This is a genomic window from Streptomyces spongiae (assembly GCF_009377185.1).
Lineage (GTDB): Bacteria > Actinomycetota > Actinomycetes > Streptomycetales > Streptomycetaceae > Streptomyces > Streptomyces spongiae.
In genome coordinates, this window is the sequence record NZ_VJZC01000099.1 from 1 (window position 1) to 23,844 (window position 23,844).

The following is a 23,844-nucleotide window of genomic DNA, read 5'->3' on the forward strand; positions in this document are numbered from 1 at the left end:
GCGCTGGTGAGGTCCACCTCGGAGCGGATCTCGGCGGGGGTGAGGCGGGTGAGGTCGGGGTGGCTCCAGGAGTGGTTGCCGACCTCGTGACCGGCCTGGACCTGGGCGCGGACCAGCTCGGGGTGGGCGGCGACGTTCTGGCCGACGGTGAAGAAGGTGGCGCGGGCGTCGTACGCCGCCAGATACGTCAGCAGGGTCGCCGTGTGCGGGGAGGCCGGGCCGTCGTCGAAGGTGAGGGCGACGCACGTGACCTTGGCGCAGTCGGTGGAGTCCTCCCCGTCCGCGGTGTGCGTCGGCACGGGCGCGGTGGGGGTGCTGGTGGCGCCGAGGTCCAGCCCGGAGCCGGGATGGACGGTCTGCCGCTGGGCGCGCCGGCCGAAGCCGGACAGCCAGGGGGCCACGGTCGCCCGGGGGAGGGTCACGGTGTGGCGGCCGCCCGTGGGGGCGCCGACGGCGCCTCGGTCTAGGGCCACCCTCAGGCCGCCGTCGGCGGTGAAGGCCATGTCGTCCAGGTGGGCGATACGGTCCGCCGTGTCCTCGAGGGGCGTGGGACCGGCGCCCTCCTTCCCCTTGATCTGCCCCTTGGTCTGCTCCTTGGTCTGCCCCTTGAGCGGCCTCTTGAGCCGCTTCTCGAGCTGCTTCCGCACGGCTGAGACGAAGGCGCTCCGGGAGTCGTCCGCGATGAGCGCGAGCGCGGACTCGTCCGTCCTGTCCCTGCCGTCGTACCAGTACGTCCTGGTGTCCGTGCCGTCCCCGGCCGACGGGCTCTGGAACGTGGTCAGCCGTACGCCCAGTACGTCGCCGGAGGCCACCAGGAACGAGAAGCTGATGTTCAGCTCGGCGGCCCGCGCGCCCTCGGTCCCGGCCGGTGCGCCCCCGCAGAGGCGGGCGGGGCCGTCGCTCTCCTCGCCGAGGAACGCCCTGACGCGCTGCTCCACGTCCCTCTTCATGGCGGCCGTCATCGCGGTCGCGCCGGGGACGTCCGGGTAGCCGGTGGCCCACCGGCAGGAGGGGGCGTCGCTGGTGTCGCTGACGATCCTGATGCCTTTGATCTTGGACATGTCGACGGTGCCGCCTGGGTCCGTACCCGTGGTGGAGGACGGACTGGAGGACGGACCGCCCCGGCCGCGGGCCGAGTCGGCCGTGGGCGTGCCGGTCGAGCAGGCGGTCGTCAGGTTCAGGGAGCCGAGCAGCAGGAGGACGGAGGCGAGGGTGCTTGTGCGCATGCGGGACCCGGGGGACGAAGGGGCGGAGGAAGTGGCGGAAGAAGTGGCGGAGGAAGGGAGGCCGGCTGGGTTTGTGTGGGCCCAGCCGATCCTCACGGCCCCGTTTGTCGTTGAGCGACGCACCGTGCGCCCCCGAACAATCACCGTTCGGGTGAGTTCCCCGGTGGTGACGCAGGTCACATCCGTTCCTGTCACACCGGGGCGGGCCGTTCCGTCAGGGAGGTGTAACCACCGAAAACGACACTGGAGTTCACCATGGATGCTCGCCTGAACCTCTTCGGCAACCCGCTCGCGGCCAAGTTCCTCAAGCACATCAACTCGGCCGGCAAGGTGGTCGCGGACTCGGCGCTGCCGGCCGCGACGGAGGAACTGGTGAAGATCCGCGCCAGCCAGATCAACGGCTGCGGCTTCTGCACCGACATGCACACCAAGGACGCGACGGCGGCCGGAGAGACGCCGCAGCGCCTCCACCTGGTCGCGGCCTGGCGGGAGGCGAAGGTGTTCACCGACGCCGAGCGCGCCGCCCTGGAGCTGACCGAGCAGGGCACCCGTATCGCGGACGCGGCCGGCGGTGTCACGGACGAGGCATGGGCGAACGCCGCCAAGCACTACGACGAGGAGCAACTCGCCGCCCTGGTGGGCCTCATCGCCCTCATCAACGCCTACAACCGCCTGAACGTCATCATCCAGCAGCCCGCGGGCGACTACCAGCCCGGCCAGTTCGGCTGACGCGACACGGCGACACACGGCAACGCACAGCAGCACACGGCAACGCACAGCAGCACACGGCGACACACGGCAGCACACCGCAGCACCCGACAGCACCCACCCCGGGCGCCCTCACCACGGGCCCGGGGCGGGTGCCGGTCCGGCGATCCTCCCCCCGCCGAGTCCAACTGGGTACTCTCGTCTCTCCGTTGACCTGGCTCGCAGGGGGAACAGACTGTGCGCAGTGCTGTCGTGACGTCCGAGAACGACCGGATCCGCTGGGTGGAACTGCCGGGGCAGGAACCTTCCCGCGTCTACGTGCACGGCCTGGGCGCCACGTCGCCCGCCTACTTCGCGGAGATCGCGGTCCACCCCCTCTTGGCCGGGCGCCGCTCGTTGCTGATCGACATGCTCGGTCACGGCATCAGCGACCGGCCGACGGGCTTCGACTACACCCTGGAGTCGCATGCCGACGCCCTCGCGAACGCCCTGACCGTCGCGGGCGTCACCGGCGCGGAACTGATCGCGCACAGCATGGGCGGCTCGGTGGCCATCGTCCTGGCCGCCCGGCACCCGCACCTGGTGTCCCGCCTGGTCCTGGTCGACGCCAACCTCGACCCGCTCCCGCGTGAGCCTGGTTCCGGCGGCAGCAGCGGTATCGCCGCCTACTCCGAGCAGGCGTTCCTGGAGGGCGGCTGGGAAGAGGTCCGCGACCGGGTGGGCCCGCAGTGGTGGGCCACCATGCGCCTGGCCGGCCGTGAGGCCCTGCACCGCAGCGCGGTCTCCCTCGTCCGCGGCAGCGTCCCCACCATGCGCGAACTCCTGCTCGACCTGAAGATTCCCCGCACCTTCCTGCTGCCCGAGGCCGACGGCCCGCTCCCGGGCGCCGACGCGCTCGCCGAGGCGGGGGTGGCCGTGGTGGCGATACCCGACTGCGGGCACAACATCATGCTGGACAACCCCGAAGCCTTCGCCCACGCCACAGCCACCGCACTCGCGGAGCAGAGCCAGGGCTAGGACCAGGGTTCGCTGCCCTCCCACGGAACCAAGACCCTCTTCCGGCACTCTCCTCCCATGTCCATCGACTCAGGCTCCACGAGCCAAAGGGAAGTCATGCGAAAACTGACGTCGGTCGTCCTCGCCGCCCTGATCGCCTTAGCCGGTACGGAGGTCGCCGTCGGCACCCCCGCCCAGGCGGCGACAGGAGCGGAGTACGTCGCTCTGGGAGATTCGTACGCGTCGGGGGTCGGAGCGGGCCCGTACGACGCCTCCAGCGGCGACTGCAAGCGGAGCCCCAGCAGCTATCCGCGCCTGTGGGCTGCCGCTCACCCCAACTACACGCTCAAAGACGCTACTTGCAGCGGCGCGACCATCGCGGACGTACGGAACGACCAGCTGTCCGCCCTGAGTTCCGACACCAGCTTCGTCACCCTCACGGTGGGCGGCAACGACGCCCAGTTCGCCAGTGTCGTCGAGGCGTGCCTCACCAAGAGCGACAGCTACTGCGAGACGGCCACCGGCTGGATGTCGTACTACGCCAGGAACCAGCTGGTGACGGAACTCGCCGCCCTCTACAAGGACATCAAGGCCCGCGCACCCAAGGCCCTGATCCTCGTCCTTGGCTATCCTCAGGTGCTCTCCCCGACCGGGACCTGCCCTGTCATCGACCTCAGCTCCGCCAAGCGCACCGCCATGAACGGTCTGGCCGACGCGCTGGCCGAGGGCACCAAGGCCGCCTCGGTCAAGGAGCCCGTCTACTTCCTCGACATGCGGAAGGAGTTCAGCGGCCACGGAGCGTGCGGCGCCGATCCATGGTTCAACGGCGTCAACCCGTCCGCACCGGCCGAGACCTTCCACCCGAACGCGGCGGGCTACCAGAAGGGCTACGCCGCGAAGCTCAGCAGGACCTGGGGATGACCCCGTAGAAATCGCTCTGGAGACACATCAGATGAAGCTCACCAAGCGTCTCGTCCTCACCACCACAGCTCTCGCCGCCGTGTCCGCGGGAGCGCTCCTCAGCACGACGGTCGGCACGGCCGCGGCCTCACAATCGGCCCAGCCCGCCCGCACAGGCGTCGACGTCCCCGCCGCGCTGAAGGTCCCCGACGGCAACCGGCTCTCCGGCGTCTTCGGAGCCGAGGGCGTCCAGACGTACACCTGCACCGACGGCGCCTGGAAGCTGCTGGAACCGGCCGCCACGCTCTGGGCCAAGAACGACAAGTCCCGCCGCCCCGTCGCCCTCCATTCCCGCGGCCCCGTCTGGGTGTCCACGGTGGACGGCAGCGCCGTGACCGCCACCGCCGTCGCCAGCTCCCCCAAGACCGGCACCATCCCCGAACTCCTGCTGCAGTCCACCGGCACGCGCGGCACCGGGGTCTTCGCCGACGTCTCGTACATCCAGCGCCTGGGCACCCGCGGCGGTGTCGCCCCCACCACCGCCTGCACCGGCACCGACCAGGTCAGCGTCCCGTACTCCGCCACGTACGCCTTCTACAAGCCCGCCAAGTGACGGGGTGAGGTGCGACGGGCCCGCGTTCACCCACGGGCCCGTCGTCCCCACCGTCAGGCGGATCGACCGTCAGGCCGTGAAGCGGTGCGTACCGGAGCCGACCCGGTAGACCGCGCAGCCGTCCTCCTCGCGCAGGAACGCCCCCTCAGCGTGGGTGACCGCCTCCCGTGCCGTCGCGGGGATCCACACCTCGGCGGTCGTGTTGGGCGGCACCGCGCACGTCAGGGTGAAGCGGCCGGCCTGCTGCCGCCATCGCGTGGATACGGGACCGTAGACCGAGGTGAACGTGGCGCGGGCGGAGGTGACCTCGCCACCCGGCCGGGGGCGGATGACGATCTCGCGGTAGCCGGGCCGGCCCGCCGCGATGCCGGCGATGTTCGCGTACATCCACTCGCCCACCGAGCCGTAGGCGTAGTGGTTGAAGGAGTTCATGGCCGTGTCCTGGAAACTTCCGTCGGGCCGGATGGAGTCCCAGCGTTCCCACATCGTGGTGGAGCCCCGGTCGATCTGGTAGCCCCAACTGGGGAAGGAACGCTGCCGCAGCAGGCGGTACGCGACGTCGGTGTGCCCCGTGTCGGTCAGGACGGGCAGCAGCCGGGGCGTGCCGAGGAACCCCGTCGACAGGTGCCAGTCCCGGGCCTCGATCAGGGCGACGAGCCGGTCGGCCGCGGCCTTGCGCGACGCGTCCGGCAGCAGGTTCATCGACAGGGCGAGGACGTAGGCCGTCTGGGTGTCGCCCTTGACCCTGCCGTCGGCGCTGACGTAGGCCTTCCGGAACGCCTCCCGTACCCGGCCGAAGAGATCCAGGTAGGGGTCGGGGTCCTTGCCGAGCACCTTCGCCATCCGGGCCGCGAGGTCGGCGCTGTGCGCGAAGTACGCGGTGGCGATGACGTCCTTGGGGGTCTCGTCGTCGACGTTCAGCCAGTCGCCGTACCCCTGGGCCGGGCGCAGCAACTGGTCGCTGTTCTTCTCCAGGTACGTCAGCCACGCCCGCACGGACGACCAGGCGTCCTCGAGGACCTGCCGGTCGCCGTACGCCTGGTAGAGGGCCCAGGGGACCGTGACGCCCGCGTCGCCCCAGCCGGCGGTGCCGCTGCCGAGCGAGCCGACCTCCGGTGCCACGTCCGTGAACGCGCCCTCCGGGGTCTGGGAGTCCCTCAGGTCGACGAGCCACTTGGCGAGGAAGCGGGCCGACTCCATCGTGTAGGCGGCCGTGGGCGCGAAGACGTTGATGTCTCCCGTCCAGCCCAGGCGCTCGTCGCGCGCGGGTGTGTCCGTCGGAATGGAGAGGAAGTTGCCGCGCTGCCCCCAAGTGATGTTGCTGTGCAGCTGGTTGAGCATCGGCACGTCGGTCTCGAAGTCGAGGGTGAAGGGCGCGGACGTGTGCATGACGCGGCCGGTGACGGCCTTCGCCGAGGGGGTGCCGGGGAACCCGGTCACCTCGACGTAGCGGAAGCCGTGGAAGGTGAAGCGGGGCTCGTAGACCTCCTCCTTTCCACCGCCCTTGAGGATGTACGTGTCGGTCGCCGCCGCGCTCCGCAGATTCGCCGTGTAGACGGTGCCGTCGGGGTTGAGCACCTCGGCGTGCCGGAGCCGGACGGTGGCCCCCGCGTCGCCCGACACGCGCAGGCGCACCGAGCCGACCATGTTCTGTCCGAGGTCGAACACGAAGACACCGGGCCTGGGTTCGGTCACCTTCTCCGGTGTCAGCTCCTCGGCCACGCGGACGGGACCGTCCACCTGCGCGACGATCAGATCGGGACCGACATCGCCGACGCCACCCATGACGCGTACGCCGAGCCAGCTCGCGTCGTCGAAGCCGGGTGAGGTCCAGCCCCCGGTCTCCTTGCGCGCGTCGTACGTCTCGCCGCTGAGGAGGTCGGCGGCGGTGATCGGCCCGGCGGCGGCCCGCCAGTCGGTGCCCGACGTGATGCGCTCGCTCGTCCCGTCCGCGTACTCCACCTCCAACTGCGCGAGCAGCGAAGGGTGTTGACCGTACTGCCCCGGTCCGAACATGCCGACGTTGCCCGCGTACCAGCCGGGTGCCAGGTAGGCCCCGATGGCGTTGGCGCCGGGCCGCACGAGCGTGGTCACGTCGTACGCCTGGTACTGGACGCGGGTGCGGTAGTCGGTCCAGCCGGGAGCGAGCTGGTCGCGGCCCACGCGGCGGCCGTTGAGGTGGGCCTCGTACAGGCCGAGCGCCGTGGCGTACAGGCGGGCGCGGACCACCTTCCTGCGCGGGAGCCGGAACTCGTGCCGGAGCTGGGTGGCGGCGTACGACACCGGCACGACCCTTCCCCACGGCCCGCCGCCCCACGCGGCCGCCACCCTGGCCGCCGGCCAGTCCCCGTCGTCGAAGCCGACCTCGCGCCAGCCGGCGGGGGGTTCCTTGTCCGTCGCCTTCCAGGAGGCGTCGGTGACGATTCTCTGCTCGCCGGAGGCGGTACGGACCGTGAGGACGGCGATGACTCCGGCCGGGCCCGGGGTGGCGTTGGTGGCGGAGACTGCGACAACGTTGTCGCCGGTGCGGATCCAGTCCAGTACGTCGATCACGGCCGGACGGCGCCAGTTCTCGTGGTCGGTCTCCAGGTCGGTGCGCGCCACCTCGACCCCGTTCACGGAGACGGTGTACACGTTGTCCACGGTGAGGGCGAGCGTCGCCCCCGTGATCCCGTCGGGCAGGTCCGCGGCGCCGCGGAACCAACGGGTCGCCGCCGGAACGCTGTTCGCCGGATCGCCCTCGGGGAACCAGATCCAGGAACTGCCCTCCAGGGACGGCGCGTCCGTGAGGCTCGCCGGGGCCGAGATCCAGTCGGCGGTCCACTGCCCGGCGTCCAGGAGACCGGTCTCCCACCACGTGGGCGCGCTCCAGTCGGTGACCCGGCCGTCGGTGTCCCACACGCGGACGGACCAGAAGTAGCGGGTCCGGGGCCTGAGTTCGGGACCCCCGTACGGTACGAGGGCGGACTCGCCGGACGTGACCTTCCCGCTGTCCCAGACGTCCGGGTGGCGGTGGGACAGGCCCGACGCGGTGGTGGCGACGCGGACCTGATAGGCGCTCTGGCGCACGCCCGGCTTGTCGGAGGCCAACGGCCAGCTCAGCCGGGGCCGTTGGGCGTCGAGGCCCAGGGGGTGCCGGACGTACTCCACGGTCGGCGCCGTGACCCGCGGGCCGCCCCGCGCCGCCCGCGCCTGGACCTGCCCGGATGCGGGCGCGGCCGTCGCCGGTACGGCGTCCATGGCTGCCGCCGCGACGGTGGCGGCCGTGCCCGCCAGGATGTTCCTCCTACTGATCACTACGACTCCTCACGCAGGAAACGGATGAATCGATTCAATTCAGCTGGGCGTGGGTAACGTAAGGGCGCGTGAGGCGGGGGTCAATCGGTGTGCAGCGATTGAACGGTTTCAATCGCTGCACACGTCAGGAGGACATGCCAGAAAAACACGTCAGGAGAACAGCAGGCGCCAGGTCAGCGGTCCGGGGCTGCCGTCGGCGTCGCCGCGCAGTTCCTTGCGCGACTTCTGGAAGTCCCGCACGTTCAGCCGGTCCGCCTCGCCCCAGGTCCTGCTCGGGCCGACCTTGTAGTGGTCGCCGAAGCCGCGCTTCACCAACTGCTTGCCGAGCTGCAGGACGTACGCGTTCGAGGCTCCGGCCGCGAAGTACTTGCGCCCCGGGAACGCGGGCACCTTCGGCTTGGCGGGTGTGGTCGTCTCCGGGGTGTCGTCGTCGCCCACGTCCAGGTCGGCCTTCGCGTACTTGAGGATCCTGGCGAAGTCGATCGCGCCGGGGTCGCCGTGGACGTTCTCGGGCACGTGCATGTGCCCGCAGACGCCCTTGAAGTCCGTCCACCGCGCGCCCGTCATCCGCTGGCCGCCGCTGCCGTACGACGACGGGTACGCGGGCCACGACTTCGGGCCGGACAGCGGGACCCCGTGCTCCTCGTGCATCCAGGACAGGAAGCGGGCGACGCCCTGCAGCGCCCAGTCGGGGGCGTCCGGCCAGTAGACGTGCTGGGTGCCCGCGGCCTTCCACTTCGTGTGGGTCTTCGGGTCGCAGGTGCCGACCAGCTCGATCTGGCACACGTTCATGGTGTTCGTCTCGACGCCGCCCCGCAGGTTGACCAGCGCCCTGGAGGAGGTCTCTATGTCGAAGTGCTGGTACCACTTCAGCTTCTTGGCGGCGAAATCGGGGACCGCCGTCAGGTTCGGCGCGGAGGAGCCGCCGCCGTACCCGGGGAGGGTCGGGCCCTCGGTGGTGTGCAGAACGACGACGTTGACCTGCATCGGGTCACCGCCGAAGTCGTCCTGGTACCAGTTCGCCCGGCTCGCGCCGGGGTATCTCTGCGGTCCCGTCTTGGTGCTCATCACGGACTCCTGAGGTGAGTGTGCCCTCGCTGGTTCGGCGAGAAGGGGAAGCAAGGAGGAGAGAGTGAGAGGCGGCCAGGGTCATGGACCTCGCCGCCCGCTGATGCCGTTCGTGGACGCGCCGGGTCGGCGCCGTCACGACCCGCCGGCTCGCGGGCGGGTGATGGCAGTCATGACGATCCCCGGGATTCCTGGGGACGCTTTTCGCCGGCAGGCGTCTGTAGACGTCTGTTGACGCTTGTATGACGTCCGTAGACCTCTGTCGGTTGTCGATCAACACGGATATTTCTCGAACACCAGCCGATGCGAGACGGATCCCCTCTCCCCGTTGCGCGACGCAAGCCCAGCATCCATTATCAGGAATCCTGATAATTCAAAGTTGCAGCGATAGGGGTCGCGCCATGCCCATCAGTCCCGGAATCCAGGCCAGAGGCATCCAGCTGCTGCTCAGCGGCATGATGACCCGCGTCCACAAGGACCTGCGCTTCACGGACATCCCGAAGCGCACCGAAGCCATCCAGGTGGAGACCGGGGCAGGGCCGGTGGCCTGCACCGTCTACCGCCCGCCGGTCGGCACCGACACGTCCGACCCCGCTCCTGCCCCCGCCCCCGTCTACGTCAACTTCCACGGTGGCGGCTTCATCGTCGGCCGCCCCGAGCAGGACGACCACATCTGCCGCTACATCGCCGCCACGGCCGGCTGTGTCGTGATCAACGTGGACTACGCCGTCGCCCCGCAGCGGCCGTACCCCGCCCCCGTGACCCAGGCGTACGACGTCACCGCGTGGGTCGCCGAGAACGGCGCGGCCAACGGCTGGGACGGCTCGCGGCTCGCCGTGGGTGGGCACAGCGCCGGGGCCAACCTCACCGCGGCGGTCTGTCGCACGGCCCGGGACCGCGGCACGTTCTCGCCCCGGCTGCAGATCATCGACTCCGCACCGCTCGACCAGCTCGCGGACCCCTCCACCAAGCTTTCCCCCATCGCCAAGCCCCTGCTCAACCCGCACCTCATACGGGTCTTCACCGCCGCCTACGTCCCGGATCCGGCCGACCGCGCGCATCCCCTCGTCTCGCCCGCGCTGGCCGACGACCTCGCCGGTCTGCCGCCCGCCCTGGTCATCACCGCGGAGCACGACCGCCTGCGCGACGAGGGCGACGCCTACGCCAAGGCCCTGGACGCGGCGGGCGTCCCGGTCACCCACCGTGTCTTCGACGGCGTCGACCACTACTTCACCCACACCGGCCCGGTGGACGCCGGAAAGGAGGCCATCGAGCTGATGGCCTCCACGCTGCGTACCGCACTCAGCGCCTGACACATGGAAAGGCGGGCGGACGCCGTGGCATCCACCCGCCTTACTCCGTCATCCGCCCCTGCCTACGCGCCCGAGCGGTAGACAGAGATCTCCGTCATCGTCGGGGTGTACTGCTCCGTAGCGATCTGCCCGGTGAGGGCCACTCGGAGACGGGAGGTCGTGACGGTGCCGAAGCCCGTCACGGTGCGGTCGTGGCCGATGCCGTCGGTGTAGGTCGCGAAGGGCACCCATTGACCCGTCCCGGCGTCCCAGCGCTGCAGCTCGAACGACTGCACCCGTGGGTTGGTGCCCGAGTCGGTGTACTCGTCGAGATAGACCTCGTCGAAGGTGGTGTCCGCGCCGAAGTCGATGTCGAGGGTGATCGGGTAGGTGGCGTCATCGGCGGCGGCCCAGCGGGTGGTGAGGTCGCCGTCGGTGAGTTTGTCCGCGGTGAGCGTTCCGTTCGCGCCGGGGTGGGTCGAGCTCGCTGTGACGGGTTTGCCGCGTGCGAGGTCGACCCGGTTGTCCGCCTCCTCCTCGATGGGATCGTTGTCGACCGGGTCGGCGACCTTCGGGCCCACCTTCGTCTCGGCCATGCCGATGTCCGGTGCGGTGCCGTAGTAGATGTGCGTGCCCAGGAAGTCCTTCGTGCCCAGGTGCGGGTTGTACCGGCCGGCGTCGATGAGCGGCGAGTCCTCACGCAGAGCGAAGTGCGCCGCCGCCTTGCGGATCTGCTGCACGCCCGCCCCGGTGACGTACTCGGCGGGGTCGCCGACGAACCGCGGGTCGGCCCGGGAGCCCTTCGGGTCTGCCGGCTCCTGGGTGGAGTGGGTGCCGCTCGCCTCGTAGTAGTCGTTGTTGGAGAACACGGCCTGCCGTAGCGCGCCGGTGCGGCGGTACCACGGTGTATCGGTCGTCTTCGAGGTGTTGTAGAAGATGTTGTTCAGGAAGTAGACGCGGCTCAGGAACGTCTCGTCGTGGACGTAGTCGAGGTCGGCGCCGTCGTAGACGAAGGTGTTGTTCGTGAAGTACGTCGGCGAGTAGTTCGTCGACAGCATGTTCTTCACGAGGACGCCGTTGTCGTTGACGCTCAGGTTGTAGCGGGCCACCGAGTTGGAGCTGTTGCCCATGTAGGCCATCCAGCCCGCCGCGTTGTCGTGCGAGTAGTTGAACTGGTACGTGACGTTGAAGTTGGTGTACTCCAGGTCCCAGGGCGTGCCGTCGAACTCGTTGTTCGGGCCGTCGTAGACCTCGTTGTACTGCATGACCGAGTCGGCCCCGGCCCATAGATAGAGTGCGCACGACACCGCGTCGTAGCGCTTCAGGAAGCCGTTGACCTCGTTGTACTCGACCTTCATGTTCTTGGTGTTGGCGAGCTGGATCGCGCCCTGGCCGATGCTCTCGGCGTAGTTGTGGCCGATGTAGACGTCACGGCTGTACAGGTCGCGGGTGCGCACCCACAGCTGTTCCCAGCCCTCGTGCCACTTCCCGTTCTCGTCGTACTGGCCGGCGTCCGCGCCGTCGGCCGCGAACCAGTTGAACGCGAACTGGACGGCATGCAGTTCGACGTTCTCGAAGGTGTTGTCCTCGATCCGGACGTCCTTGAAGTGGTAGCCGCCGGTGCCGTACGCCTTGTAGCTCTTGCTGCCGAAGACCTGGAAGTCGACGGCGCCGTAGTGGATCTTCTGCCAGTAGCTCGGGCCGTCGATGTTGTGGACGTAGATGTCCGAGATGCGGAAGTGGTCCATGACGCTGTCCTCGCCGGACTTCAGGAGGTCGGCGTTGATCGAGACCATGATTCCGTCGCGGATGTACGGCGTTGTGGCCGTGCCCTTGGTGATGTTGGTCGCGAAGTCGTCGTCGTTGGACAGTTCGACGTTGTTGATGTCGAAGTACTGCTGGTTGCGCAGCACGATCGCGCCGGTCAGTCCGACGGTGGCGGGGTTCTTCGTGCCGTCCGCGTTGAACGGGCTCGGCACGTTGCCGTTCGTCGCGATGTACGGCCGCCCCGCGTTCGGGTCGCCGTACGCCGAGATCGTGATCGGCTTGCCCGCGCTGCCCGAGCCCTTCGGCCAGAGCTGCTCGTCCTGCCACTGCTCGCCCGCCTTGAGCAGGATGCGGTCGCCGGGCTTGAACGTGGTCGCGTTCGCCTTGGCCAGGGTGCGCCAGGCGGTCTTCGGGGAGGTGCCGGACGCGTTGTCGCGACCGCCCCTGGCGTCGATGAAGTAGTCCTTGCCGCCGGTCGGGTTGGGCGTGTTGCCCGGCCAGCTCTTCTTGGCGACAGCGGGGGCGGGGGCCGGAGCGCGTTCCGGGGCCGCGGCCGCGTGCGCGGCCGGAACGAGCGATCCGACGAGCAACGCGGCGGCCAGGGCGGTGAACAGGGACCTGAGGGCCGCGCGGACCGTCCGTGCCGTGAGCCGCCGACGTGCCGGTGGCGCCTCGTCGTCGGGGGGTGGTTCGATGTCGAAGGGTCTCATTGCTGCACATCCTTTGCCTTGATGGAGGCCACCGCCGCGGTGTCGACATCGATGTCGCCGCCGTCGATCCGGCGCTGGAGGTACCGGGTGAACTTCTCGTCGACGAGCGACTGCCGGATCCGCCGGGAGTAGTCGGCGAACGCCTTGGTCTCGTCGACCTTCTTGCTGTCGAGCTCGTAGTAGGTGATCTGGCCGGTGCCCTTGACGGGGGCGGAGATCCGGCCCGGCGCGAGCTTGCTGAGCACCGTCATGAGGTCCTGGTCGTGGGCGTTCAGCCCGGTGGAGCCACTGCCGCCGTACGTACGGGTCGTGGCCTTGGCACCGGGTTCACCGGCGGCCATGGCCTTGAGGCTCTTGGCGGCGGTCACCCGTCGCTGGAGGCCGGAGGCGTAGTCCGCGGGGGCGTCGGCGGGCACCGGCACGACGAGTTCCGTGTACTTGTACGTGGTCGCGCCCGCGCTCCAGTCGTCCCGGTCGGCGTCGAACGCGCGCCGGACCTCGGCGTCGGTGACCCGCAGCGGTGCGCCCGCGCCCGCGCTGAGCTTTTTCTTCAGGCTCGTGGTGAGCTCGGTGAGCCGGTGGGTGTAGTACTCCTCGGGGGAGAACTTCGCGAGGCCGTAGACGGTCCGACCGGCGGCGATGGCATCGGCACGGGACTGGTTCTCCTTCGCGAGATCGGCGAGGAAGTCCGAGTAGTCCACGGAGTCGACGAGCCCCTGCTCCTTCGCGAGGACGAGCGTGGTCTTGTCCCGCTCGATCTCGTCGAACGCGCTGGTCTCCAGGCGCTGGAGCGCGGTCTTGTCGCCGGCCTTCGCGTTCCAGTCGGCGGTGCTCGGCAGGTGGTACTTGTTGCGCAGCTCGTTCTGCACGGTCGGCGCGAGCCGACGCATGTGGAAGAGGAGCTCGTCCCGGGTGACGGGGTGTCCGTCGAGGGATGCGACCTCGCCGGCCTCGCCGTTGCCGTCGCCGGTACGGTCGCCGAGCATCGTCACTCCGGCGACCGCCAGCGCGGTGAGGGCGACGCACACGCCGGTCCACCAGGCGACGGCCCGGCGCGACGGCCTGCGGGAGGAGGTGCTGGGCGTGCGGGAGGTGCTCGGCCGCCGCGCGGCACGAGGCTTGCGCGAGGCGCTCGGATTGCGGGAGTTGCTCGGCTTGCGCGAGGTGCTCTGCTTGCGTGAGGTGTTCTGCCTGGGCAACGTGCCTTTCATGAGGTCGCTCCGATCGCGGCCACGTGCGCGACGACGGGCGTGTCCCGCACCCCTGGTATCTCGACCGACACGGCGTCGACCTCGGCCGACGGGAACGTCAGGATGCGCTGGTGGCCCACCGCGTTCGCCTCGGCGAGCGTCGTCCACCCGCCGTCCCGGTGGCCCCGCACGACGAGATGCTCTATGCGCTGCCCCTGCGTGATGTCCTCGCCCACGACGACCGCCTCGACCGGACGGGGCCCGGCGAAGGTGAGCGTCACGGCGGGCACGGGGTCGGTGTCGTCCGGCCGCCAGGGCGTGCGCCCCGCACCCAGCACCGCACCCGGCCCCACGCCCGGCCACGCGCTCGCGACATCGCCCGCGACTCCCGACGAGACCGTCACGGCCGTCGCCTCGATCCGCCGCGCCCGGAAGTCCTCGACGCGCCGCCCGAGTTCCCCCAGTACCGCCACGTCGGCGTCCCGCAGGCGCCCGTCGCTGGCCGGCGGGACGTTGAGCAGGAAGCAGGAGTTCCCGCCGACGGCCCGCAGGTAGACGGTGAACAACTCGTCCACGGAGCGGACGGCCGTGTCCTCGGCCGGGTGGTGGAACCAGCCTGGACGGATCGAGGTGTTGACCTCGGCCGGATACCAGACCAGGTCGTCCTCGTGCCCGGCCAGTGCCGCGCGGCTGCCGAGGTCGCGCTCGTCGCTGCGCACGAGCCGCCGGGCGAAGGCGCCGTCGTCCGCCTTCTGCGAGCGGTCGGCGGTCCGTTCGGCGTCCTGGAGGGCGCGCGGCACCACGCTCCACTCGTCGGGGCGGGTGTCCCCGGCCTCGTTGCCGCACCAGCGGACGTCGGGCCCGCACACGCTGATGACCGCGTCCGGCTGCAGCTCACGGACCACCGCGTAGTACCGCTCCCAGTCGTACGTCTGCACCTTGCCGTTCGGACCCTCGCCGTTCGCGCCGTCCAGCCACACGGAGAACACCGGCCCGTACCGGGTGAGCAGTTCGGTGAGCTGGGCGACGTAGAAGTCGTCGTACGCGGTCCCGGAGCCGTAGGAGGACTCGGTGCGGTCCCAGGGGGAGAGGTAGATCCCGAACCGCAGGCCGTGCCGCCGGGCCGCGTCGGCGACTTCCGCGACCACGTCGCCCCCGCCGCCCCGCCACGGCGACGAGGCGACCGAGTACGTCGTGACGTCGCTCGGCCAGAGGCAGAACCCGTCGTGGTGCTTGCAGGTGAGGATCACGCCGGTCATCCCGGCGCTCTTCAGCGCCGCGACCCACTGGTCGGCGTCGAGCCCGGCCGGGTCGAAGAGCGCCGGGTCGTCGTGTCCCTCGCCCCACTCCCGGTCCGTCATGGTGTTCATGCCGAAGTGGATGAACCCGTAGAACTCCATGGCCTGCCAGGCGAGTTGGCGCTCGCTCGGCCGCACCTCGGCCAGTGCCGGCGCCCGTCCGGTCGCCGCCGCCGCGATCACCGGAACCGCCGGTTGTACGAGGCGAGCAGGGCCAGCAGCCCGGCCAGCCCGGCCAGCATGAGCGCGAGGTGTCCCCACCCGACCGTCGTGCGCGCGACGACGACGAGGGTGAGGCAGGCTGCCGCGACGACCGTGCGGGCGGTGACGAGCAGCGCCGTACGCGTCGATTCCTTCATGTGCTTCGTGTCCTTCGTATCCTTCATGTCCTTCATGTGGGTTCCTTCCGTCAGCCCTTGACCCCGCCGGATGCCATGCCCTCGATGAGCCGGCGCTGGATGACCGCGTAGAGGATGAGGACGGGAACGATGACGATGACCATGCCGGCGTAGAGACGCCCGTAGTCGGCCGCCGCCTTCTGTGCGGTGAACAGGTTGAGCAGGCCGACCTGCAGTGTCTTGCCCTCGCCGGGGAGCAGGGTGAGCGCGATGATGAAGTCGTTCCAGTAGGCGAGGAAGTTGAACAGGATCACGGTGGTGACCGCGGGGCGTGCCATCGGGAGCATGACCTGGGTCATGATCCGGAAGCGGGAGGCCCCGTCGAGCGCGGCGGCCTCCTCGTACTCGACCGGAATCGTCCGGAAGTACGCGGTGAGCAGGTAGATGGTGAACGGGATCGACGTGGCCGCGTAGACGAGCGACAGGACCGCCGGGTTGTCGATGAAGAACCCGCCGGGAAAGACGTCGACGAGTGCGCGGTCCCAGTCGACGAGCATGAGGAAGATCGGTACGACGATGTAGTTGACGTTGACGAAGAGGCCGGCCAAGAGCGCCATCTCGACGAGGCGGCGGCCGCGGAACTCGTAGCGCGCGATGACGTAGGCCGCCGGTACGGAGACCGCCAAGACGCACACGAGCCCGAGTGCCGTGACGAACACCGACGTCAGGAAGTACTGGCCCATGTGCGCGTCGACGAACGCGTCGACGTAGTTCTCGAAGTGCAGGCCCTTCGGCAGCGTCCAGGGGCTGCCGAAGAACTCGCTCTTCTGTTTGAGCGAGGCGAGCAGCACCCAGGCGACGGGCACCGCGATGGCGAGCGCGAGGGCGGCGACGAGGGCGTAGGTGAGAGCCCGGCCCGTGCGGGCGCGGTCGGGGCGGCCGGTGCGGGCGCGGGACGACGAGTTGATCGTGGTCATGGTGTCTGTCCGTCCTCAGGGCTCTCAGAACTGGAGGGGCTCGCGCCGTGTCGCGCGGCTCACCAGGAGCGACACGAGGAACGAGAACGCGAAGATGACGACACCGATGGCCATGCCGTAGCCGTACGACGAATTCGTGTACGCCTGCTTGTACATGTAGCTCAGCAGGACCTCGGAGGAGCCGTTGGGCCCGCCGCCCGTCATCGCGCGGACGAGGACGAAACTGAGGTTCACGGCGCTCATGACGAAGAACGTCAGCGTGGTACGCAGGCTCTGCCAGATGAGCGGCAGCGTGATGGCGAAGAACTGCCGGGTGTGGGACGCCCCGTCGAGCGCGCTCGCCTCGTAGAGCTCCTCCGGGATGCTCGCCATGCCCGCCATGTAGAGGACCATGTAGTAGCCCAGCGACTGCCAGACCATCGCGAACGCGACGGAGTAGAGAACGATCTTCTGGTTGCCGAGCCAGACCTGTTGCAGTCCGTCGAGCGACAGCAGCCTCAGCGTGCCGTTGAGCAGACCGTTGTTCTGGTCGTAGACGGCGGAGAAGATCGCGGCGATCACGACCACCGAGAGCACGTTCGGGATGTAGAGGACGAAGCGGTACAGGTTCCGGCCGCGCAGCCGTTGCCGGGTCATGATCGCGGCGAGGAACAGGCCCATGCCCATCGTCACGACCGTCACCACGACCAGGAGCGCGACCGTGTTCTGGAACGCGCGCACGAACTGGTCGTCGTCGAGGAGGTGGCGGAAGTTGTCGAGCCCCACGAAGCGCTTCTCGGGGGAGAAGCCGCTCCAGGTGTAGAAGGACGTGCGGAACACGTTCATGGTCGGGACGACCATGAACACCGCGAAGAGCACCAGCGCGGGAAGCAGACAGGCGAGCACGAACCCGGTGTTGCCGCGCCGGCGGGCCGGCGCACGGGCACCGCGCCGGGAACTCCCGTCGGACGGCGCCGTTTTGGAGGTTCGGTTCGTCGAGCCTGGGGGTGGTGTGGAGAGCGTCGTCACCGTGCGGGTCCTCGGGGTCCTTGGGTCGTACGAAGCAGTCCTGTTGTACGAAGCAGTCCTGGGGAGGCTGGGGAAGCTGGGGGAGTGGAGAGGGACTCCCCGGTCTCCGAGAGGCACCGGTGGCGGCCCGGGCTGGACCGGGCCGCCACCGGGCCGGTCAGTCGCCCGCCTCGCGGAGCTTCTCGCTGGCGTCGTTCAGCGCGGACTGCCACTTGGCCTCGGTGGTGTCGCCGCTGATGACGCTGTTCGCGGTGTCGAAGAGCGTGGCCTTGATGTCGACGCCCTGGACCGGCGCGGTGCTCGCGAACCCGCCGACGAGCGCGGAGACCGACGGGTCCTCGTACAGCTTGTAGAACTCGGCGTTCTCGCCGGTCAGCGTGTCCGCGATGCCCTCGATCGGCTGGATCGCGTTCGACTTGGCGAAGATCTTCGCCGCCTTGTCGGAGTACAGGTAGGCGATGAAGTCCTTCGCCGCGTCCTTGTTCTGGGCGGCGCTGGGGACCCAGGCCGACTCGACCGACGTCGTGAGGTAGCGCTTGCCGCCCGCGGTGACCGCCGGCAGCGGGGTCAGGCCCCACTGGAAGCCCTTGGCGCGCGGGGCGTCCGCCATCTCGCCGACGATCCAGGTTCCGTTCGGCATGAACAGCGCCTTGTTGTCGAGGATCAGCTGCTGGTTCTTGGTGAAGTCCTGCTCGTTGGCGTATCCGACGGTGGCCGGCGCGGCGTAGCCCAGCAGCTTGGTGGTGATGTCGAGCGCCTTGCGGGCGTCCGCCGACTTCCAGACGTCCTTCTTGTACGTCATGACGTCTTTGTAGAACTGCTCCCCGCCGACGTCGGCGAGGAGCGCGAAGAAGAACGAGTCCAGGTACCCGGCGGTCGGGTAGGTGAACAGCGGTATGCCCTGCTTCTTGGCCTTGTCCCCGAGCGCGAACATCTCGTCCCAGGTGGCCGGGACCGTCCAGCCCTTCTGCTCGAACAGGCCCTTGTTGTAGACGAGGCCGGTGGGGGCGTAGTACATCGGCATCAGGTACGTCTTGTCCGTACCGTAGGGGTTGGTGTTGAGGTTGCCGACGATGCCCTTGGTGAGCTTGTCGCCCACGGTGGTGTTCTCGCCGGGGACCTTCTCCTTGAGCACCGGGGTGAGGTCCTCGAGGGCCTTGTCCTTGATGAGGGTCTCGGTGAGGGCGGCCTTACGGCCCTGGCCGAGCACCACGACGTCCGGGTACTTCCCCGCCTTCATGTTCGGGGTGATCTCGTCCTCGATGCTCTTCGAGATCTGCAACTGGACATCGATGTCGGGGTGCGATGCCTCGTACTGCTTGATGACCTGCGTGTACATGTCCCGGCCGTAGCCGCCTTCGAGGGCGGCGACCTTGAGGGTCGTCTTTCCGGAGTCCGAGCTGTCCCCGCCGGCCGAGCAGCCGGCGAGCAGTCCGAGCGCCGTGACCACGGCGCCCGTGAGGACGAGCGATCTCCTCATGTGGGGTCCTTCCCGTGGACTGTCGCCCACCTGTCTGGCTGCGAGCGGTAGAGCAAGTACGGGGCGGGCCGGCCCCGTCGGAGGCCACACCACCGTGACGCCGTGCCACCGAACCGGTACGTGGAGCGCAGCGCGATCCGGACTTGTTACGGTGGCACCGATAACATGCGCGCTTACGGTGGCACCGATTCCCATGAAGGCGCAAGGGGCCCACGGGAGACATTTCAGATGGGGCGTCGGCGAGGGCGCTTCCGAAGCGCATGGAGGGGCGGCCTCGGGAGCGCACGGATGGGCGCCGCCTCGGGAGCGCACGCAGGGGGTGCCCTCGGGAGCGTCCGCAGGCCGGTCCGAGGCTTCGCCGGTCCGGGGCCCAGCGGTCCGGGGCTTGGCGGGTCCGGGGCCCAGCCGGCCCCGGCCTCAGCCGGAGCGCGGCCGTGTCGTGGACTCGCGTACCGACAGCGACACGCTGGCGACGGACTCGTCGACGTCGGCGTCGTCGCCCCGCAGCAGCAGGTCGACGGCCGCCGCGCCGTAGCGGTAGAAGTCCTGCCGGACGGTCGTCAGCGGCGGGAAGCAGTGGGCCGCCAGGGCGATGTCGTCGACGCTCACGATGGACACGTCGTCGGGCACCGACCGGCCGCGCTCGCGCAGGGCGCGGATCACCCCGAAGGCCATCTCGTCGCCGGCGACGAAGACCGCGGTCACGTCCGGGATCATCGCGATGATCTGCCCCTGCCGGTATCCCGAGTCGGGCGACCAGTCGCCCTCCAGCGGCGGCGGCGCCTCGACCCCCGCCGCGTCCAGGCACTCCTGCCAGCCCTGCCGCCGCTGGCGCGCCTCGATCCACTCGTCCGGCCCGGAGATGTGCCAGACCTGGCGGTGCCCCAGGTCCAGCAGGTGCTGGGTGGCGACCCGGCCCGCCTCCTGCTGGTCGATCCCGAGCACCCGGGCGCCCGCCGTCCGCGAGCCGTCGAGGGTGACGGTCGGGATGTCGCGGGTGATGTCCTCGATCTTCGGCGTCACGGAGATGAGCGGTACGGCGATGACGAAGCCGTCGACGCCCTGGTCGGCGAGCTTGGACAGGGCGCGCTCCATCAGGCCGGTGTCGAGCGCGGCGATGGTCGCGATGTTCACCGCGTACCCGGCCTCACCGGCGGCCGCCTCGACACCGGCGGTCACCGCCGAGCGCGAGTAGTAGCCGCCGGACGCCAGCAGCACCAGCCCGATGGTGTGGCTGCGCCCGGAGGACAGGGCCCTGGCGGCGCTGTTGAACCGGTAGCCGACCTGCTCCACGGCGGCGAGCACACGCCTCTTGGTCTCGGCGTTGACGTTCGGTGAGCCGCGGAGGGCGCGCGAGACGGTCTGTGCCGAGACCCCGGCGGTCCGAGCCACGTCGGTCATGCTCGGCTGCCTGGTCCTCGCGGTGCCCTCGGTCATGGCGCTCCTCTCCCGCGGCCGGCGCGCCCCCGCGTCGCGGCCCTCCGTCAGATGGTAGCTCTCTTGTTACTCATGGCACCGATAACATACGCTCACGCCCGTGACTGAGCGGCCCATGACACACATCTCTCCGGCCCACACCACGACCGATGCAGTGGCCGACGCCGTGGCTGACCCCGCCACCAGCGCGCTCACCTGGCGAGGCGGACGTCTGTACCGGCACGGCGTCCCCCATCGCATCCTGTCCGGGGCACTGCACTACTTCCGTGTCCACCCCGGCCTCTGGCGGGACCGCATCCGCAGGCTCGCCGACCTCGGCCTCAACACGGTCGACACCTACGTGCCCTGGAACTTCCACCAGCCCCGCGAGGACGAGGCGCCCCGCTTCGACGGCTGGCGGGACATCGAGCGGTTCATCCGCACGGTGGGCGAGGAGGGCCTCGACGTAGTCGTCCGGCCAGGCCCGTACATCTGCGCGGAGTGGTCCAACGGCGGCCTGCCGAGCTGGCTCACCGCACGGGACGTCGCGGTCCGCAGCTCGGATCCGGGGTTCACCTCCGCCGTCGGCCGCTGGTTCGACGAGCTTCTCCCGCGCGTCGCCGCGCTCCAGGCGTGCGAGGGCGGGCCGGTCGTGGCGGTGCAGGTGGAGAACGAGTTCGGCAGCTACGGCGACGACCACGCCTACGTGCACTGGACCCGCCAGGCCCTGTCCACGCGCGGCATCCGGGAGTTGCTGTTCACCGCCGACGGACCCACCGAGCTCATGCTGGACGGCGGCACCCTGCCCGGCACCCTGACGGCCGTCACCCTGGGCTCCCAGCCCGACGCCGCCCGGCGACTCCTCACCGCACGACGACCCGACGAACCCTTCCTGGTCGCCGAGTTCTGGAACGGCTGGTTCGACCACTGGGGCAAATCGCACCACGTCCGCGGGGTGGACAGCGCGGTCCGCACCCTCCGAGGCATCGTCGCCGACGGCGGCAGCGTGAGCATCTACATGGCGCACGGCGGCACCAACTTCGGGCTGTGGGCGGGCGCCAACGACCACGACGGCCCGCTCCAGCCCGTCGTGACGAGCTACGACTCCGACGCGCCCATCGCCGAGGACGGCGGCCTCACCCCCAAGTTCTTCGCCATGCGCGAGGTACTCGGCGCCCACGAGCCCCTCCGGTCACCCGAGCGCCTGCCCACGCTCCCGCCGACCCGCCTCCCTCTCGTCCACCGCGCCGACCTGCTCACCGGCCTCCGAGCCGTACCGTCCCCGACCACGACGGCCCCGCGCCCCGCCTCGTTCGAACAACTCGGACTCGACGCGGGCATGGTCCTGCACACGGCGCACCCGCGCATCCCCGCGGGCGAACACCGACTGACCCTCACCGACGTACGCGACCGGGCCCTGGTCTTCGCCGACGGCACCTGCCTGGGCGTCGCCGACCCCGACTCCCCGGAACTCCCCCTCCACGGAACCGGCGACGTCGTACGCCTGGAGATCCTGGTCGAGAACCTCGGCCGGGTGAACTACGGCCCGGGCATAGGCCGCCACAAGGGACTCCTGGGCCCCGTCCTCGTCGACCGGCGCATCGTGCAGGGCTGGGACAGTACGCCGGTCGCGCTGCAGGAGTGGTCCTCCGGCGAGCTGGCCGCAGGGGTCGCCGCCGGTCCCACGGCCACTCCCGCGACCACTTCCGCGACCACTTCCGCGACCACTTCCGCGACCACTTCCGCGACCACTTCCGCGACCACACACGCCGGTTTCGCCGTCGCCTCCCTGCACGTCGACACGCCCGCGGACACGTTCCTCGCGCTGCCGGGATCGAGCCGCGGCCTCGTCTGGGTCAACGGGTTCCTGCTCGGCCGCTACTGGGAGATCGGCCCGCAGGTCACCCTGTACTGCCCGGCACCGCTGCTGCACGCCGGCGAGAACACCGTGACGGTCCTGGAGCTGGAACGGCTCGGCGGGACCCTGGAGTTGAGGGACCGCCCCGAGCTGGGACCACCGGAGGAGTACGTCGAGGAGTTCGACTGACCGGGGGTGGGGTTCTCTCCCGGCGGGAAACCACGGGTGCACCCCCGCGGCATCAGGAATCATCACGGCATGCGCCCGGATGACTGGCACCTCACCGAAGACCTGGACGACTTCCTCACCCGGACCGGAGACTTCCTGCACTCGCGCCCCGCCCTGCACAACACGGCGCTGACGGACATCGAGAAACTGCGAACACGGAGGGTGGCCGGACACGACGCCGAAGCCGCCGTCTTCGGCCGACTGGAGTCAGGAGACGAGGTCCGCGCGATCTTCTATCTCACTCCGCGCGGTCGCCTCGGCCTCACCCCCCTCGCCGTCGAGCGGGCCGACACCCTTGCTGCCCACCTGGCCGGTCTCGGCCACTCTCCCTCCAACGTCATCGCGGACCACGAGACCGCCCGCGCTTTCGCCGAGGCATGGCGGCGGCACACGGGCACGCCGCCGGTACCTTTCTGGCGGACGCGTCTGTACCGTCTCGGCACGCTCACCCCACCGCAGCCGCGCCCGGAGGGCCGAGGTCGCATCACGGGCGGGAAGGACCGTGAGCAAGTCGTGCGCTGGTGCCGTGAGTTCTGTGTCGACGTCGGGGAACAGCCCTCCATCGACCTGATCGACGCCGGCTCCTGGGGAGACTCGCGTTTCGGCGACAGGCACTTCACGTTCTGGGAGACCCCGGACGGTACGCCCGTCTCGATGGCGGCCGCGACCTCGATGGTCGGCGGCATGGTCCGGGTCGACCCGGTCTACACCCCGGCCCACTTCCGGGGCCGCGGGTACGCGGGCGCGGTGACGGCCGAGGTGAGCAGGGCCGCGCTGGCCGCGGGCGCCACGGATGTCGTCCTGTTCGCGGACCCGGCCAACCCCACCAGCAACGCCCTCTACCAGCGCATCGGATACGCCCGGGTGACCGACTTCGCCGGGTACGACTTCACATCGGCGACCCGCACGGACGGAGGACCATGAGCGAGTCTTCCAAGGTCGCCACCATGGCGAAGGGGAACCGGTCGAGCTCAAGGCAGAGTGCGACGTCATCAGGATGGGCTCCCTGACGCACGCCCTCCGCCAGTTCGGCGGCGGCGCGCGACGCGGCGGCGCGGCGGAGGAACTCGGCAGCATCCGTCCCGGCAGTATCCGTCCCGGCAGTATCGGTCCCGGCGGTATCCCGCTCATCGCCGGGGTCTCCCGCCAGCGCCCTGGCCGTCGCGCGCCTCTTCAGCTCGGCCAAGGGGTCGCCGGTCACGACGAACACATGCCACGGCTGGAGGTTCCCACTCGACGGAGCCCGCGTCGCCGCGGTCAGTACTCGTTCGAGTACCTCCTTGGACACCGGCTCATCGCTGAACGCCCGCACCGCCCGGCGACTGGCCACGGCCTCGTACACATCCACGTCTTCTCGTCCCCTCACTCAACGGCAGCCGTCGCACGGGGTGTTAACGATAGGCGCGGAGATCCCAGGCCACTGGCCTGGGTTTCATCGGGGTTGCAACCGGGTCACTTCGGCACCCGCCCCCGC

Annotated in this window: 19 protein-coding genes; 7 read left to right on the forward strand and 12 right to left on the reverse strand. The window is 69.9% G+C overall.

Features of this window, described 5'->3' with window-relative positions; translation table 11 throughout:
• On the reverse strand, positions 1-1,226 hold a 1,226-nt coding region (locus tag FNH08_RS16620; RefSeq protein WP_152772261.1), incomplete at its 3' end, for a polysaccharide deacetylase family protein.
• A gap of 255 nt (positions 1,227-1,481) precedes the next feature.
• On the opposite strand from FNH08_RS16620, the gene FNH08_RS16625 reads away from it, so the two are divergent.
• The 4 genes from FNH08_RS16625 to FNH08_RS16640 all read left to right on the forward strand — a co-directional run bounded on the left by FNH08_RS16625 (position 1,482) and on the right by FNH08_RS16640 (position 4,443).
• Complete coding sequence (locus FNH08_RS16625; RefSeq protein ID WP_152772262.1) at positions 1,482-1,955, forward strand: carboxymuconolactone decarboxylase family protein; 474 nt, start codon at positions 1,482-1,484, stop codon at positions 1,953-1,955.
• Between the two features lie 216 nt (positions 1,956-2,171).
• On the forward strand, positions 2,172-2,951 hold the full coding sequence (locus tag FNH08_RS16630; protein WP_322724649.1) for an alpha/beta fold hydrolase: 780 nt from the start codon (positions 2,172-2,174) through the stop codon (positions 2,949-2,951).
• A gap of 96 nt (positions 2,952-3,047) precedes the next feature.
• Positions 3,048-3,851, forward strand: coding sequence for an SGNH/GDSL hydrolase family protein (locus FNH08_RS16635; RefSeq protein WP_228034174.1), 804 nt, complete (start codon positions 3,048-3,050; stop codon positions 3,849-3,851).
• A gap of 31 nt (positions 3,852-3,882) precedes the next feature.
• Positions 3,883-4,443 carry a DUF3455 domain-containing protein gene (locus tag FNH08_RS16640; RefSeq protein WP_152772264.1) on the forward strand — a complete coding sequence of 187 codons (561 nt, stop codon included), beginning with the start codon at positions 3,883-3,885 and terminating at the stop codon, positions 4,441-4,443.
• Positions 4,444-4,512: 69 nt separating this feature from the next.
• On the opposite strand, the gene FNH08_RS16645 is transcribed toward FNH08_RS16640, so the two are convergent.
• Together FNH08_RS16645 and FNH08_RS16650 are read right to left on the reverse strand one after the other, a co-directional pair.
• Positions 4,513-7,740 (reverse strand): alpha-L-rhamnosidase, encoded by a 3,228-nt coding sequence (locus FNH08_RS16645; RefSeq protein WP_322724651.1) that lies wholly within the window; start codon positions 7,738-7,740, stop codon positions 4,513-4,515.
• Positions 7,741-7,890: 150 nt separating this feature from the next.
• Positions 7,891-8,808, reverse strand: a complete 918-nt coding sequence (locus FNH08_RS16650; protein WP_152772265.1) for a peptidoglycan-binding protein — start codon at positions 8,806-8,808, stop codon at positions 7,891-7,893.
• Positions 8,809-9,209: 401 nt separating this feature from the next.
• Between FNH08_RS16650 and FNH08_RS16655 the strand changes: the two genes are divergently transcribed.
• Entirely contained in the window at positions 9,210-10,121 is a 912-nt protein-coding gene (locus FNH08_RS16655; RefSeq protein WP_152772266.1) for an alpha/beta hydrolase, read from the forward strand.
• A gap of 62 nt (positions 10,122-10,183) precedes the next feature.
• On the opposite strand, the gene FNH08_RS16660 is transcribed toward FNH08_RS16655, so the two are convergent.
• The 8 genes from FNH08_RS16660 to FNH08_RS16695 all read right to left on the reverse strand — a co-directional run bounded on the left by FNH08_RS16660 (position 10,184) and on the right by FNH08_RS16695 (position 20,305).
• Positions 10,184-12,577, reverse strand: coding sequence for a discoidin domain-containing protein (locus FNH08_RS16660; protein WP_152772267.1), 2,394 nt, complete (start codon positions 12,575-12,577; stop codon positions 10,184-10,186).
• Complete coding sequence (locus FNH08_RS16665; protein WP_152772268.1) at positions 12,574-13,788, reverse strand: peptidylprolyl isomerase; 1,215 nt, start codon at positions 13,786-13,788, stop codon at positions 12,574-12,576. The genes FNH08_RS16660 and FNH08_RS16665 overlap by 4 nt, the downstream gene beginning before the upstream one ends.
• Positions 13,785-15,248 carry an alpha-L-fucosidase gene (locus FNH08_RS16670; RefSeq protein ID WP_322724653.1) on the reverse strand — a complete coding sequence of 488 codons (1,464 nt, stop codon included), beginning with the start codon at positions 15,246-15,248 and terminating at the stop codon, positions 13,785-13,787. The genes FNH08_RS16665 and FNH08_RS16670 overlap by 4 nt, the downstream gene beginning before the upstream one ends.
• Positions 15,245-15,460, reverse strand: a complete 216-nt coding sequence (locus FNH08_RS16675) for a DUF6903 family protein (RefSeq protein ID WP_228034175.1) — start codon at positions 15,458-15,460, stop codon at positions 15,245-15,247. Before FNH08_RS16675 ends, FNH08_RS16670 begins: the two co-directional genes overlap by 4 nt.
• 14 nt (positions 15,461-15,474) lie before the next feature.
• A complete protein-coding gene (locus FNH08_RS16680; RefSeq protein ID WP_228034176.1) occupies positions 15,475-16,380 on the reverse strand; it encodes a carbohydrate ABC transporter permease in 906 nt (301 codons plus the stop codon).
• Between the two features lie 24 nt (positions 16,381-16,404).
• Positions 16,405-17,388: a carbohydrate ABC transporter permease gene (locus FNH08_RS16685; RefSeq protein ID WP_322724654.1), complete on the reverse strand. Its 984-nt coding sequence runs from the start codon at positions 17,386-17,388 to the stop codon at positions 16,405-16,407.
• Between the two features lie 157 nt (positions 17,389-17,545).
• Positions 17,546-18,868: a carbohydrate ABC transporter substrate-binding protein gene (locus FNH08_RS16690; RefSeq protein ID WP_152772269.1), complete on the reverse strand. Its 1,323-nt coding sequence runs from the start codon at positions 18,866-18,868 to the stop codon at positions 17,546-17,548.
• A gap of 417 nt (positions 18,869-19,285) precedes the next feature.
• A complete protein-coding gene (locus tag FNH08_RS16695) occupies positions 19,286-20,305 on the reverse strand; it encodes a LacI family DNA-binding transcriptional regulator (protein WP_152772270.1) in 1,020 nt (339 codons plus the stop codon).
• A 115-nt stretch (positions 20,306-20,420) separates the two neighbouring features.
• On the opposite strand from FNH08_RS16695, the gene FNH08_RS16700 reads away from it, so the two are divergent.
• Both FNH08_RS16700 and FNH08_RS16705 read left to right on the forward strand, forming a co-directional pair.
• Positions 20,421-22,331: a glycoside hydrolase family 35 protein gene (locus tag FNH08_RS16700; RefSeq protein WP_152772278.1), complete on the forward strand. Its 1,911-nt coding sequence runs from the start codon at positions 20,421-20,423 to the stop codon at positions 22,329-22,331.
• Between the two features lie 69 nt (positions 22,332-22,400).
• Positions 22,401-23,294, forward strand: a complete 894-nt coding sequence (locus FNH08_RS16705; RefSeq protein ID WP_152772271.1) for a GNAT family N-acetyltransferase — start codon at positions 22,401-22,403, stop codon at positions 23,292-23,294.
• Here FNH08_RS16705 and FNH08_RS51945 read toward each other — a convergent pair.
• On the reverse strand, positions 23,260-23,718 hold the full coding sequence (locus tag FNH08_RS51945; RefSeq protein ID WP_322724657.1) for a nitroreductase family protein: 459 nt from the start codon (positions 23,716-23,718) through the stop codon (positions 23,260-23,262). The genes FNH08_RS16705 and FNH08_RS51945 overlap by 35 nt on opposite strands.
• Positions 23,719-23,844 lie beyond the last annotated feature (126 nt).